Source organism: Pseudomonas sp. Q11, assembly GCF_024494355.1.
Classification (GTDB): domain Bacteria; phylum Pseudomonadota; class Gammaproteobacteria; order Pseudomonadales; family Pseudomonadaceae; genus Aquipseudomonas; species Aquipseudomonas hefeiensis.
Window position 1 is genome coordinate 44,576 of the sequence record NZ_JAKNQY010000019.1, and the last position, 13,643, is coordinate 58,218.

Here is a 13,643-nt window from a genome sequence, read left to right on the forward strand (position 1 = left end):
ACTTTAGTACCGGTTTTCCTGTCTATGGTCGCATTCACAAGAGCTCGACCCTGGCATGTAATGGGCGCATAACAAAAAGGATAAATGCCTATGCGCCGTTTGCTGGTGATCGTCTTGCTGGGTCTGTCGCTGACTGTCGCCCAGGCTGATACTGCGCTGTTCTCCGCGCAGGGCTATCGCATTGCCCAGTACCGCAGCCCGACGCCCGCCGCCGTGGATGGCGCAAAAACGCTCGATACCCAGGCACTGCAACAGCTGATGGCGCAAACGCCGTCTCCGATTCTGATCGACGTCTACCGCCGCCCCTGGCTCCAGGGACGCTTCATCGACAACGAGCCCCACGCCAACCTCCCCGGCAGCCTGTGGCTGGCCAATACCGGCGATGGCGACCTCGACCCGACCTGGCAGGATTACTTCAACCATCACCTGGAAAAAGCCACTGGCGGGCGAGCCGATCAACCGCTGGTCTTTTATTGCCGCGCTGATTGCTGGTTGAGCTGGAACGCGGTAAAACGCGCCGCCGCCATGGGCTATAAACAGTTGTATTGGTACCGCGATGGCCTCGACGCCTGGGAGGCGGCCCATCAGCCCCTGCAAGCGGCCCGTCCCGAACCCTTTCCCTGATCCAAATGAGTGCGTGCACCCGCCCCTCCCACACGACAATAACGAGGTGAATGGCCATGTATAAAATCCTGATAGCCGACGATCACCCACTGTTTCGCGAAGCCATCCACAACGTCATCAGCGACGGTTTTCCTGGCAGCGAGGTAATGGAAACCGCCGATCTGGACAGCGCGCTGGCGCTGACCCGCGAGCACGACGACCTCGACCTGATCCTGCTGGACCTGAACATGCCCGGCATGCACGGCCTCAACGGCCTGATCAACCTGCGCAACGAGGCTCCGACCATTCCCGTGGTGATCGTCTCCGCCGAGCAGGACAAACAGGTGGTGCTGCAAGCCATCACCTACGGCGCGGTGGGGTTCATCACCAAGTCCTCACCGCGCTCGCAGATGACCGACGCCATCGAGCAGATTCTCAATGGCAACGTGTACCTACCACCGGACATCATCCGCACGCAAAAAAGCCCGATGGGCCGCCGCCTGAACGAAACCCCGGCCTTTGCACCCGAACTGCTCCAGGCCCTGACCCGCAAGCAACTGCTGGTGCTGGAACGCATGACCAAGGGCGAGTCGAACAAACAGATCGCCTACACGCTGGAGATCGCCGAAACCACGGTCAAGGCGCACGTCTCGGCCATCCTGCGCAAGCTCAATGTGCACAATCGGGTGCAGGCGATTCTCAGTGCCGGGGACATTGATTTCGGGGCTTATCTGCGCCGTTGAACAGGCAAGCACAGGGCGGACAACCCTGTGGCGAGGGAGCTTGCTCCCGCTGGGGCGCGAAGCGCCCCCAAACCCAGGCACCTCGGTGAGTCAGGCTTACTCAGTGAGCTGGATGGGGCTGCTTCGCAGCCCAGCGGGAGCAAGCTCCCTCGCCACAGAAGCGGTAAGGCTTAACGACTCGTTGCACCACCCAATAAATGACTCATCGCAATCTTCAGTTTCATTGGCCGCACCGGCTTGTGCATCAGGGTGTGGCCGAGTTCGCGGATCTGCTGCTTGAGTTCGTTGCTGTAGTTGGCGGTGATCATCATGGCCGGGATCGCCGAGGCCCGGCGGGCGTTGATCCGGGCCACGGCGTCGACGCCGTTCTGCTCGTTGTCCAGGTGATAGTCGGCAATCAGCAGGTCGGCCTCGGCATGGTAGTTGTCCACCTGGCGCGCCAGGTCCTGCTCCGACAGCGCGGTCACCACCCGACAACCCCAACCTTCCAGCAGCGTGCGCATGCCGGCGCAGATGGCTGCGTCGTTATCCAGCACCCAGACCCGTGCCCCGCGCAGGCGCTCAAGCATCGGCTCGCTCATCTCCAGGCTCGGTAACGGCTTGGGCGCGGTGGCGCTCAAGGGCACGTCGATGGAGAACACCGAGCCCTTGCCCGGCCATGAACGTACCTGAATCCGGTGCCCAAGGATCCCGGCGATTTTCTCGACGATCGCCAGTCCCAGGCCCAACCCTCGATCCTGATCCGGGCGCTGCACATCGCCGCGCTTGAACTCCTGGAAGATCTCCTCAAGGCGGTTTTCGGCAATGCCGATGCCGCTGTCCCAGACCTGGATGGACAGGCGCTGACGGTGCCGGCGACAGCCCAACACCACCCGCCCGCTGGGGGTATAGCGAATGGCATTGCTCAGCAGATTGCGCAGGATCCGCGCCAGCAACTGCATGTCGCTACGCACCAGGGCCGAACACGGCACAAAGTGCAGTTCCAGCCCCTCACTGCGTGCGACCTGGACGTATTCGGCGGCCAGGTTGTCGAGCAACTCGCTGAGGGCGAACGGCGCGATATCGGCCTTGATCACCCCGGCATCGAGCTTGGAAATGTCCACCAACGTGCCCAACAGGTTTTCCACGTCCTGCAACGAGTGGCTGACGTTGCGCACCAGTTGCGCGTTCGCCACCGGCTCACGGCGCTCGAGCAAGGCGCTGGTGAACAGCCGCGCGGCGTTGAGCGGTTGCAGCAGGTCATGGCTGACCGCCGCGAGGAATTTGGTTTTCGACAGGTTGGCCTGTTCGGCCTCGCGCTTGGCCTCGCGCAAGCGCAACTCCACCCGGCTGCGCTCGTCAATTTCGCGCAATAGCTGGTCATTGAGGGTGGTCAGTTCGGCGGTGCGTTCCTGGACGCGCTGCTCCAGGTTCTGGTAGGCCTGGTGCAGCGCCTCGGCGGTACGACGCCGTTCGGTGATGTCGCGGATGAGCACGAAGATCCCCACCACTTCACCATTGGCCAGCCGATTGGGCACGTAGGAGCGCAACATATAGCGCTCCTGGTTGTTGATATTGGTTTCGGCAAACTCGAACGTCACACTCTCACCCGCCAAGGCCCGGGCCACGTAGGCCTCCAGGCGCTGGTAATGCTGTTCGCTGTGGGCCTCGCGCAGGCTCTGGCCGAGCATCACGCCACGGGGCCAGCAATACCATTGCTCGTAGACTTTGTTGGTAAATTCGTAGACCAGGTCGGCATTGAGGTAGGCGATCAGCGCCGGCACGTGGTCGGTGATCAGGCGGATCCAGCGTTCGCTTTCGCTCAGGGCCTCGGCGTGCTGGTAGCGCTCGGTGATGTCGGTGAAGGTGTTGACGTAGCCGCCGGTGGGTAACGGATGGGTGCGAATCTCCAGGACCCGACCGTCCGACAGACGCTGCTCGCTTTCGTGGATGAGCCGGCCATTGCTGTCGCGACTGGCCGGGGTCAACAGTTGCAGTTCACTGTCGGCGATTACCTCGGAAAACGGCCGATGGGCCGCCACCGGCGCCAAACCGCTGAGCTCCAGGAAACGACGGTTCCACAACTCCAGCACACCCTGGGCATTGACCATGGCAACACCCTGGGAGAGGTTGTCCACCGCGCGTTGCAACAAGTGCGATTTCTGCGCGATGGCCTGTTCGCGACGCACGGTTTCACTGAGTTTGACGTCGGTGATGTCGGTAAACAGGATCACCCGTCCGCCTTCCTGGGTCGGCCGCTCGCTGACTTGCAGCCAGCGCCCGTTCTGCAAGCGGTAGAGCACATGCTCATCAGCCTGGCCACGCGGTTCTTCGCTGAACAACCCGTTGGCGGTCATCAGTCGCTTGACCTCGGAGATGCGCATCCCGGCGATGATACGCACGCGACTGTGAGCCCAAAACGCCTTGAAGCGGCTGTTGAACAGGACGATGCGCTGTTGTTCGTCGAACAGCACAAACGCATCGGAAATGCTCTCAATGGCATCGATCAGGTGCCGGTGGGCGGTTTCCGCGCGCAGCCGCGCTTCGCCCAGCAGGTGATTGCCGGCCTTGAGTTCGGCCATGGCCTGGTTCAGGGCGTCGGTGCGTTCGCGAACCTGCTCGGCCAGCACCACTGAATGCTGGAACGCCGCATACGGATCGTTGCCCCGCGTCACGCCGGACTCCACCCGCTCGATCAGTGCATCGTTGATGCGCCGCAGTTTGTGGTTTTCGTGCTGGAGGCTGGCGATCTGAGCCTGCAGGTCAGCGATGGCCGGGGACGCGATGGCGGGCAATGGCAACTCCGGTGAAGGTCTGGTTGATGTGCATGCCATTGAACTGTTCTCCATAGGTGTTGAAGCCCATCACACGATGGTCGCGCAGGAACTGGCCGATCTGCTCCAGGCCACCGCGGTCTTCCAGCTCCAGGCGCCGAAGAAAACAGTCGCAGCCGATGGTCAGCAGCAAGTCACCCAGACGCTCCTGCAAGCCGCTGAACAGTTCTTGCAGGTTGTGCAGCAAAGGCCCCGGGGTCATGGCCGTGAGCACGATGCCGTTCTCCACCGCGCAGTAAAAACTCAGGCTCAGGTCCGGGTGCACCTGCTGGATCGCCCGCACGTAGTACTGGTCGTTGATGCGCACCGCCAGCGGATGGGCGGCAAAAACCCGATAGTTCAGCGCGCTCACCGGCACGCCGATGTGCCGGGCATACTCCTCGGCGGCGGGCTCGGCGTTGAGCTCATATACACGCCGTGAGGTGCTGTCGGCCCCGGTCACGACCAACTTCTCCTCCCGAGGCAGGATGTGATGGGTGGTGAACACCTCGAAATCCAGCCAGGTGTTGATCAGCACCACCACGGCCGCACCGCTGTGGAACTGACCTTCGTAGTACACGTGGGTGTGGGTCAGGTAGTTGTCGTCGCCGGCCGAACCGCCGAAATGCGGAATGTCTCCCAGGGCCGCGCTCAGCGCCGCCAGCACCATCTCCTCGCGACTGGACAGGCCATCGAGCAAGGTCAGGGCAAAACTGTGGCCCTTGATCGGCGCCAGCGCATTGCTGCGGCAACCGCTGGCCAGCCGTTCGACCATTTGCTGGGCGTCGATCAGGCTAAAACGCTCCATTTCCCCGATCAGCTCGGCGGCAATGGAAAAATGCCGGTGATCGAAACCCACCGCTGTGACGCAGTTGCGGCCATAGCCTTGGCTGGTGATTTCTCCGGCGCTGGTGCAGCCCACCAGGCGAATCCCGCCGAAGCTCTGTGAGAGCGCCTGGCCAAGAGCCGGTAAATCGTATTCGGCGGAACAGAAGAACAACACGAACCCCAGGTGCGGGTGCAGCAACTGCCGCGCCAGCTCCTGAGCAACCTGCTGGACGTTCGTTGCCTGGGACATGGCGCTTATCACACCTTCGCTCTGGGCCTTTAGCATCTTCGCCTCCGACGGGTGCGTGACAGAAGCCTTGAGTGTACGAAGCGGCGCCCGACTCACGAATGCTACTTGGGTAGCGGGTAGACGCTTCCATGGGAGGAGAACAGTGGCGGCCCCTGCCGCGATGCGCACGGCAGGGGCCACCACAAAACCCTAGGACTTGGCCTGGAATGCTCTTGTGGTGAGGGCGCTTGCTCCCGCTGGACAACGGTAGGAGCTGCCGAAGGCTGCGATCTTTTGATCTTCGCTTTGGGCTCAATGGACAGAGCAAAGATCGCAGCCTCGTTGCACTCGTCAGCTCCTACAGCCCAGCGGGAGCAAGCTCCCTCGCCACGGGATAGGGGGATCGTCTTTACCAGGTCAACACCGCCCCCACCGCAAAGGTGTCGGTGTCTTCGTTCTGGGCGCTGGTGTCGTGGCCGGCGATTTCGAACTGGTTGTATTCGGCCACGAGCTTGAGGTTGTCGTTGACGTCATGGAACAGCGCGATGCCACGGGTTTCATAGTCGGCGCCGCTGCCCACCACGCCATTGCCGTCGTCCTCGGTCTTGCCGTAGGACAGCGCCAGGCGGTTCTTGCCGAGTTTGTAGGAGCCCTGCAACAGGTACCCGGTGCTGTCGACATTGCGCAACGTCGCTTCGCCGGCATTGTTGGTGAAGAACGGGTTGATGCCCTTGGCCTGGAACCCGGACCCGGTGAGCGACAACCCGCCCATCTTCGCCTGTACGCCATAGCCCAGGCCTTTGGAGGTCACTGAATCGACCGTGGTGTCGGTGTTGTCCGAGGTCTGGTAGCTGCCGTTGAGCCAGCTGTAGATCTTCGCCCCACCCAGGTCGAACTGGTAGGTCACCTCACTTTCAGTACGCGGATTCTCCTGATAGGCCTTCCCGGTGGCACTGCTGTCGTTGGTGTCCACCGGGTCCATGATGCCCACTGCCACCCGCAACCCATCCATCACCGGCGTACGGTAGGTGATCTGCGAGGTCGGGAACGGATATGGATAGCCGCTGCCGATGTTGCCGAACGACACGCCGCCACCGTCCACCAGCCCAAGCGTGTCGCTGACCTGTCCGTAACCGGCCAGCAACTCGTCCAGCAGAATGTTGGAGCGGGCGAACAGACCGAAGTCCTTGCCGATCAGCACTTCACCCCACTGTGGGTTGGCGACGGTGCCGTAGAACTGCCGCACGTCGATGGCGGTGTCGGTGCCGTTGGTTTCGCTGTCGTTGATGGTCACCCAGAACGAGGCACGCGCGCCGAGCTTGAGGTCATCGACCTGCTTGCCCATGTTGAAGCCCAGGTAGTTGGGCAAGAAACCCATCTTGACCCGCGCCTGCCGACGATCGAACTGCTCCCCTGCCCGGTCAACATCGCTGTTGACGTAAAAGGCGTTGATGTAGCCGTCGGTGGAAAAGGTGGTCTGGTCCTTGTCGTACAGCATGATTTCAGCCTGGGCCCACGGCGTCAGGCCAAGGGTCGCAAGACCGGCGATGACTGCAGGCAAAAAACGGTGGCGAGTATTTTTATTGTTGTGCATGGCGCGCTCCGCAACATGAGACGGGATGTCGGAGGCGATTATCGAAAGGCGTCAGGCCGCGTCATACGCTGCCTTGGAGGCAATTGGCGGATGCTTTGGAAGCACCGGCCCGGCGCGGCAGTTTGGGTGTAAGACGCTGATAGCGCCGGGAGCGAGACTTTGGATGTGGGTCGCAGGGTGGCCCGGGAGGATCAACTCATTGCTGTCATACAGAGTTGTAAGCTTTCAGGTCTGCTGCGCAGCCCAGCGGGAGCAAGCTCCCTCGCCACAGGGGAGCGTTCGTACTCAAGAATGAAGTCAAACACCGCTTTTGTGGCGAGGGAGCTTGCTCCCGCTGGCCTGCGCAGCAGGCCCCCTCGTCATCACCTCAGAACCTCGGTTTGACGGCTTTCCAGTCCGGCTTGTAGCGCTGCATCTGCCGCACGTCGTCGCGCTGGCGGATGCCGCACCTGAGGAACTGCTCATGCAGCTTGGCCAGTTGATCGCGGTCCAGCTCCAGCCCAAGTCCCGGCGCACGGGTGATTTTCACGCAACCGTCGACAATCGGCAGCTTGCCGCCCTTGATCACTTCTTCATCCGGCTCCTGCCACGGGTAGTGGGTGTCACAGGCGTAGTCCAGGTTCGGCACCGAAGCCGCGACGTGAGCCATGGCCATCAGGCTGATGCCCAGGTGGGAGTTCGAGTGCATCGACACCCCCAGGCCAAAGGTATCGCACATTTTCGCCAGCGCCTGGGTGTCTCGCAGTCCGCCCCAGTAATGGTGGTCGGCCAAGACGATCTGCACGCTGTTCAGCGCCACGCTGCGACGGAACTCGTCGAAATCGGTGACCACCATATTGGTCGCCAGCGGCAGGCCGGTGCGTCTGTGCAGTTCGGCCATGCCCTCGAGCCCCGGCGTGGGGTCTTCGTAGTATTGCAGGTCGTCGCCCAGCAGCTCGGCCATGCGAATGGAGGTTTCCAGCGACCAGTTGCCATTGGGATCGATGCGCAGCGGGTAGCCGGGAAAAGCCTGTTTCAACGCCTTGATGCAGGCCACTTCGTGTTCCGGTTCCAGGGTGCCAGCCTTGAGCTTGATGCTCTTGAAGCCGTAGTCCTGGATCATGCGCCGGGCCTGGGCGACGATCTGCTGTTCGTTGAGCGCCTCGCCCCAACTGTCCGGCGGATACGGCGAATCAACGTGCTCGGCGTACTTGAAAAACAGATAGGCGCTGAACGGAATCTCATCACGAATCGCCCCGCCCAGCAGATCCACCAGCGGCACGTTCAGGTAACGGGCTTGCAGGTCCAGGCAGGCCACCTCAAACGCCGAATAAGCATTGCTCACCGCCTTGCTCGCATGGGAACCCGGCGCCAGCTCCGCACCGGCAACGCTGGCGGGCCGGTGCGCGGCCACGGTGGCCTGGACGATGGCCCGCAACTGGTTGAGGTTGAACGGGTCCAGCCCGATCAACTGGCTTTGCAGTTGCTGCTGGATCGCCAGGGCCGGCGCATCGCCGTAACTCTCTCCCAAGCCGATGTAACCGTTGTCGCTCTCGATCTCGATGATCGAACGCAGCGCGTAGGGCTCATGAATGCCGCTGGCGTTGAGCAGCGGCGGATCGCGAAAGGCGATGGGTGTGACGGTGACGCGTGTGATCTTCATGCAGCGGCTCCGATCATTGTTTTTGTAGAGAACGGGCCGATGATGGACGGTGGGTATTGTTCCCGTCTAATCTAACTTGGCACTTGATTGATACCTGGATTGAATCAATGTTTGAACTGGCCCAGCTACGCTGCTTCACCACGGTGGCGACCGAACTCAATTTCCGTCGTGCCGCCGAACGTCTGAACATGACCCAGCCTCCGCTGAGCCGGCAGATCCAGTTGCTGGAACATCACCTGGGCGTCGAACTGTTCACCCGCAGCACTCGCAGCGTGGCGCTCACCGCCGCCGGGCGGGCGTTTTTCATCGAAGCGCAGAACCTCCTGGAGCAGGCGCAACAAGCCGCGGTGGCCGCCAAGCGGTTTGCCCAGGGCGACATCGGCTCGGTTACCATCAGCTTCGTCGGCAGCGCGGTGTATGAGTTTCTACCCAAGGTCATCGCCGAAGCCCGCCTGAAACAGCCCCAGGTAAAAATCGTCCTGTCGGAGATGAACACCTACCAGCAACACGAGGCCCTGCGCGCCCGCCGCATCGACCTGGGGATCGTCCGCTCGCCACTGCTGGAAACCGGCTACGCCACCGAGTGCCTGGTGCGCGAGCCGTTCGTCCTGGCAGTACCTGTCGGGCATCCGCTGGCCAGTGCCGATTCGGTGGGCGTCGAGGATCTCGACGGTGAACCCTTCCTGATGTACTCCCACTCTGCCTACCCGCCCTTCAACGAACTGCTCACCGGCATGCTGCGCTCGGCCCGCGTTGCACCGCAGTTCGTGCAATGGCTGGGCTCCTCGCTGACGATCCTGGCACTGGTCAACGCCGGCATGGGCCTGGCGCTGGTGCCTCGGTGTGCCACCAGCGTGGTGTTCAGGCAGGTGGTGTTTCGCGAGATCGATCTGGGTGAAGGGGTGCAGAGCGAGTTGCACCTGGTATGGCGCCAGGACAATGACAACCCGGCGTTTGCCATGCTGCTGGAGGGGATTCGCGGGGCGGTTCGGGAAGGGTTGTGAAGGCGGAGCCAGATTGCCCGTGTTGCTGGCTGACTCCGCAAGATGCACAGCGAGCCGTAAACCTTTTACTTGAAAAGCGGCTCAGACCTGCGAGTAAAACGCATCCGCCATGGCTTCAATCTCCTGGCGCATCCACAATTTCTGCAACCAATCGGAGGGAATAGCCTGCACCCCATAAAATGCCCCTGCCACCTGACCGACAATGGCAGCGGTGGTGTCAGCATCGTCACCCAGGTTCGTCGCGGCCAGCACCGCATCAGTGAAACTGTCCGTCTGATGAAAGCACCACAGCGCCGCTTCCAAGGACGCCACCGAATAACCGGTGCCTGACACTTCACTACGACCTTTTCCCTGATAGGCCCCTTGGGCGAGCGCTATCACTTTAGCCTCGGTCAGTTGCTCGGACGACACACGCAACACATCCGCCTTTGAAGCGCCGGTCAATGCGTTGGCAATGACATCAGCCAACACCTGGCAACACTCCACCGCCTCCATTGCCCCATGGGTTGTGCGTGAACTCAGAGCCGCAAAATCGCGAATGCGTTTGCGATCCGGATAAAAGAACAGCACGACCGGTGCCAGTCGCATAAGCGAGCCATTGCCAGCCGTATCAGGAGCGGTATCCCCCGCGAATGGGTCGCCATGGGACTGATAGCGTTCCAGTGCACCGCGCACGGTAAAACCAATGTCAAAGCAATCACCAGTGGAACTCAGATAACCCCAATGCCACCAATTGAGGTATCGGCCCATCTGGTCAGCCGCATCAAAACCACGCTTTTGCAACAGGCTCTCAGCCAGACACAAAGCCATCGATGTGTCATCGGTCCATTGGCCAGGCTTGAGACTGAAGGGGCCGCCACCGACCATGTCGGTCACAGGGGTAAAGGAACCCCGTGGCTGGAATTCAACAGTCGTGCCAACGGCGTCACCACATGCCAAGCCCAGTAAGCATCCGCGATAGCGGTCTGAAAGTGTCGGAGACATCCTGATTCCTTCTGTTTCGAGTTCGTCCGCGCAAGAGCGGCGTACAACCAGCGAGATGATAACGGCAGGGCATGCCCAAGGAACCTGATCGCAATCTTTTTTATCGAAAACGCAACGCACACTCGCTCGGCTGTTCCCCCATCTCAAAACAAGTTGTACGATGACCGACGAGCTAACAATTGCTCGTGCTCCCAATACCTACAAAAATAAGGAAATCCCCATGAAAAAAGCCACATTGGTCATCAGCTTCCTGTGCCTGTTCAGCGGCTACGTAGCGGCGGCCCCTTCACCGGCCGAGCAGGAAGTGGCCCAGGCCGTCGACCATCTGACCCAAGCCATGCTGCACAAAGACATCCCACAACTCCAGGCACTGGCCGCCGAAAACCTGACCTACGGGCACTCCAGCGGGAAGATTCAGGACAAGAAAGCCTTCATTGCCGACATCGAAACCGGCAAGAGCGCGTTCAAGACCCTGGAGATGAAGGATCAGAAAATCACCCTGTCAGGCGATGTGGCCCTGGTGCGCAACCACTTCTCGGCGCAGGCGCTCAAGGGCACCGAAGTGGTCCCGACGGAAATCGAAAACTTTCTGATCTGGCAGAAGCAGAAGAATGGCAAGTGGCTGCTGATTGGGCGGCAGGCGTTTCGGTTCTGACCTAAAGATCTCCGTGGGCGCCGTTAGTTAACTTGAAGCGGCTGGGATTCAATGTGGCGAGGGGATTTAGCGAATCGTCGCCCCGCTGGGCGCTGTAGGAGCTGACGAGTGCAACGAGGCTGCGATCTTGTCCCTGACAATTGAGTCGAGAGCGAAAGATCAAGATCAAAAGATCGCAGGCTTCGCCAGCTCCTACAGTGCACAGCGGGGATAAATCCCCTCGCCACAGGTCACAGTGACTTCATTCCGCCGCCCACTGCTCCCGGTACTGCAGCAGGAAATCGACAAAGGCGCGCACCCGCTGGGGCACGTACCGACCGTGGGGATACAGCAAGGTGAACGGCCGTGAGCGCCCCGCAAAAGGCGCAAGCACCTCCACCAATTGCCCGTTGGCCAGCTCCTGCTCCACGATGAATTTGTAGGTCTGGAACAAGCCGGCACCATGTTTGGCCAGCGTCACGCCGCCGAGCACATCGTCCGAACAGCAATACCCCCCTTCGCCGAACACCTCCTTTTCCTTGCCTTCGACATTGAACAACCAGGAAATCCGCCGCCCGCTGCTGGGCAATTCGAACTGGATGCACTCATGATCGTCCAGGTCTTCAAGGACCTGCGGCGTGCCGGCCTTGCGCAAGTAATCCGGGGACGCGACCACCACCAGTTTCGCGTCTTCGAGCAGCCGGGCGATCATCGAGGAGTCTGGCTGAGCCCGCACCCGGATGGCGAGGTCATAACCCTCGGCCACGAAGTCGATGTTTCGGTTGCTCAGGTGAATATCCACGGTCACTTGCGGGTACAGCGCCCGAAATGCCGGGAGCAACGGCAGGATCCGGTGATGAGCATAAGTGGTTGGAAGACTGATGCGCAGTTGTCCGGACGGCACCGATTGAGCACCCATCATTTCCTGTTGCGCCTCCACCAGTTGCGTCAGCGCTTGCCGGCATTGCTCGAAATAGGTCTTGCCGGCTTCCGTCAGCCGGATGCTGCGTGTGGTGCGCACGAAAAGACGCGAACCCAGGCGCTCCTCCAGACGGAAAATAGAGCGACTCACCGCCGCCGGAGTCACCCCGGCTAGCTGGGCCGCCGCGGTGAAACTCCCTGCCTCCGCCGCCAGGCAGAACAGTTCTATGCTGCCCAACTGCAGATCTTCGAAATGACGCTTCATGATTCGTTACACCGCGTATCAACTGAAGATTCCAGACACCTGTTTATCAGCCGCAGGCGTATAAATATAGTGGCCCTCGTGGCGCGGGAACCGTCCTGCGCTCATTTCTCATCAGCAGGAGTGCATCATGCCTTTCGTCAACGTGCGTATTACCCGCGACGGCGTCACTCGCGAGCAGAAAGCCCAAGTCATTTCCGAAATCACTGAAACCCTCCAGCGGGTGCTGGGTAAGGATCCGCACTTGACCCACATCGTGATCGAGGAAGTCGATACCGATAACTGGGGTTACGCGGGCATGACGACGACGCAATACCGAAGTCTTCCCAAAGAGTGACGGCTCTACATTCCCGAGCCCGGTCCAACTGACCGGGCTTTTTTGTGCCTGCAAACGAATATCCCTGTGGGAGCGAGCCTGCTCGCGATGGCGATGGACCGGTCACATTGAAGTTGGCTGGGATACCGTCATCGCGAGCAGGCTCGCTCCCACATTGAATTGATTACATGACGTATCAACTCAAGTACCAGAACCCATATTTATCAAACTCAAGCGCACCAATACCCTGATCGCAACCACCGCCCACATCGGCGCAACGGTTTCAATTCAATTGATCAGGAGTCCAATCATGAGCCTCAACAAAACCGTCATCATCACCGGCGCTTCCAGCGGCATCGGCCTGGGTCTGGTCCAGGCGTTCCTGGATCGGGGTTATAACGTGGTGGGCAATGCCCGCTCTCAGTCCGGCCTGGACAGCGCTGCGCAACAGCTCAGCCATCCGGCGAATTTCATTGGCGTGGCCGGTGATATCGCTGACCCGGCGACTTCAACCCGTCTCATCAACAAAACCATTGAAACCTTCGGGGCCGTGGACGGGCTGGTGAACAATGCCGGTTTCTTCCTGCCAAAACCCTTCATCGAATACAGTCCCCAGGACCTGGAAGCGCTGCTGGACACCAACCTCAAGGGTCTGGTCTTCGCCAGCCAGGCGGCTGCCGCGCACATGATCGGTCGTCAGCAAGGTTTCATCATCAACATCTCGGCCGCCGTGGCTCTGCAACCGAACATCCAGGTGCCAGCGGCGCTGCCGGTGTTGATCAAAGGTGGTGTCAACCAGATGACGCGTGCCCTGGCGCTGGAGCTGTCGCCGCACAACATCAAGGTCAACGCGGTTGCACCGGGCATCATTGACACGCCCATGCATGACCCGGCCCATCGCGAGTTTCTCAACAACCTGGCACCGGCCGGTCGCGTGGGTACCATCAAGGAAATCGCCGAGGCCGTGTTGTACCTGGCGGGCGCTGATTTCACGACGGGCGCGATACTGCCGGTGGACGGCGGGATGAGCACAGGCAAGTGGTAAACAGGCAAATGGTAAAAAGAAAAACCCCGCAGGCACAACCTCCGGG

At 60.7% G+C, this 13,643-nt stretch carries 12 protein-coding genes; 6 read left to right on the forward strand and 6 right to left on the reverse strand.

Annotated elements, in window-relative coordinates; all coding sequences use genetic code 11:
- Nucleotides 1-90 precede the first annotated feature (90 nt).
- A complete protein-coding gene (locus MA884_RS19375) occupies nucleotides 91-624 on the forward strand; it encodes a PQQ-dependent catabolism-associated CXXCW motif protein (RefSeq protein ID WP_371134791.1) in 534 nt (177 codons plus the stop codon).
- 56 nt (nucleotides 625-680) lie between these two features.
- On the forward strand, nucleotides 681-1,346 hold the full coding sequence (locus tag MA884_RS19380) for a response regulator transcription factor (protein WP_047229013.1): 666 nt from the start codon (nucleotides 681-683) through the stop codon (nucleotides 1,344-1,346).
- Nucleotides 1,347-1,516: 170 nt separating this feature from the next.
- Here MA884_RS19380 and nahK read toward each other — a convergent pair whose 3' ends face one another.
- The 4 genes from nahK to MA884_RS19400 form a co-directional block, all read right to left on the reverse strand.
- Nucleotides 1,517-4,159: a hybrid sensor histidine kinase/response regulator NahK/ErcS' gene (nahK, locus tag MA884_RS19385; protein WP_256231991.1), complete on the reverse strand. Its 2,643-nt coding sequence runs from the start codon at nucleotides 4,157-4,159 to the stop codon at nucleotides 1,517-1,519.
- Nucleotides 4,089-5,252 carry a nitric oxide-sensing protein NosP gene (gene nosP / locus MA884_RS19390; RefSeq protein WP_256231992.1) on the reverse strand — a complete coding sequence of 388 codons (1,164 nt, stop codon included), beginning with the start codon at nucleotides 5,250-5,252 and terminating at the stop codon, nucleotides 4,089-4,091. The genes nahK and nosP overlap by 71 nt, the downstream gene beginning before the upstream one ends.
- Nucleotides 5,253-5,604: 352 nt before the next feature.
- Complete coding sequence (locus MA884_RS19395) at nucleotides 5,605-6,789, reverse strand: porin (protein WP_256231993.1); 1,185 nt, start codon at nucleotides 6,787-6,789, stop codon at nucleotides 5,605-5,607.
- A gap of 367 nt (nucleotides 6,790-7,156) precedes the next feature.
- Nucleotides 7,157-8,431, reverse strand: a complete 1,275-nt coding sequence (locus tag MA884_RS19400) for a glucarate dehydratase family protein (protein ID WP_256231994.1) — start codon at nucleotides 8,429-8,431, stop codon at nucleotides 7,157-7,159.
- Nucleotides 8,432-8,538: 107 nt separating this feature from the next.
- On the opposite strand from MA884_RS19400, the gene MA884_RS19405 reads away from it, so the two are divergent.
- A complete protein-coding gene (locus tag MA884_RS19405; protein ID WP_047228988.1) occupies nucleotides 8,539-9,435 on the forward strand; it encodes a LysR substrate-binding domain-containing protein in 897 nt (298 codons plus the stop codon).
- Between the two features lie 81 nt (nucleotides 9,436-9,516).
- Here MA884_RS19405 and MA884_RS19410 read toward each other — a convergent pair whose 3' ends face one another.
- The gene (locus MA884_RS19410; protein WP_256231995.1) at nucleotides 9,517-10,419 is read right to left on the reverse strand and encodes an ADP-ribosylglycohydrolase family protein; all 903 of its coding nucleotides are present in this window, start codon (nucleotides 10,417-10,419) and stop codon (nucleotides 9,517-9,519) included.
- A 220-nt stretch (nucleotides 10,420-10,639) separates the two neighbouring features.
- Here MA884_RS19410 and MA884_RS19415 point away from each other — a divergent pair, with 220 nt between their 5' ends.
- Entirely contained in the window at nucleotides 10,640-11,074 is a 435-nt protein-coding gene (locus MA884_RS19415) for a nuclear transport factor 2 family protein (RefSeq protein ID WP_256231997.1), read from the forward strand.
- A gap of 241 nt (nucleotides 11,075-11,315) precedes the next feature.
- Here the strand turns inward: MA884_RS19415 and MA884_RS19420 are convergent, their stop codons facing one another.
- Nucleotides 11,316-12,239: a LysR family transcriptional regulator gene (locus MA884_RS19420; RefSeq protein ID WP_256231999.1), complete on the reverse strand. Its 924-nt coding sequence runs from the start codon at nucleotides 12,237-12,239 to the stop codon at nucleotides 11,316-11,318.
- Nucleotides 12,240-12,366: 127 nt separating this feature from the next.
- Between MA884_RS19420 and MA884_RS19425 the strand changes: the two genes are divergently transcribed.
- The gene (locus tag MA884_RS19425) at nucleotides 12,367-12,573 is read left to right on the forward strand and encodes a 4-oxalocrotonate tautomerase family protein (protein ID WP_003202537.1); all 207 of its coding nucleotides are present in this window, start codon (nucleotides 12,367-12,369) and stop codon (nucleotides 12,571-12,573) included.
- 289 nt (nucleotides 12,574-12,862) lie between these two features.
- Entirely contained in the window at nucleotides 12,863-13,597 is a 735-nt protein-coding gene (locus MA884_RS19430) for an SDR family NAD(P)-dependent oxidoreductase (protein ID WP_256232000.1), read from the forward strand.
- The last annotated feature ends 46 nt before the right edge of the window (nucleotides 13,598-13,643 follow it).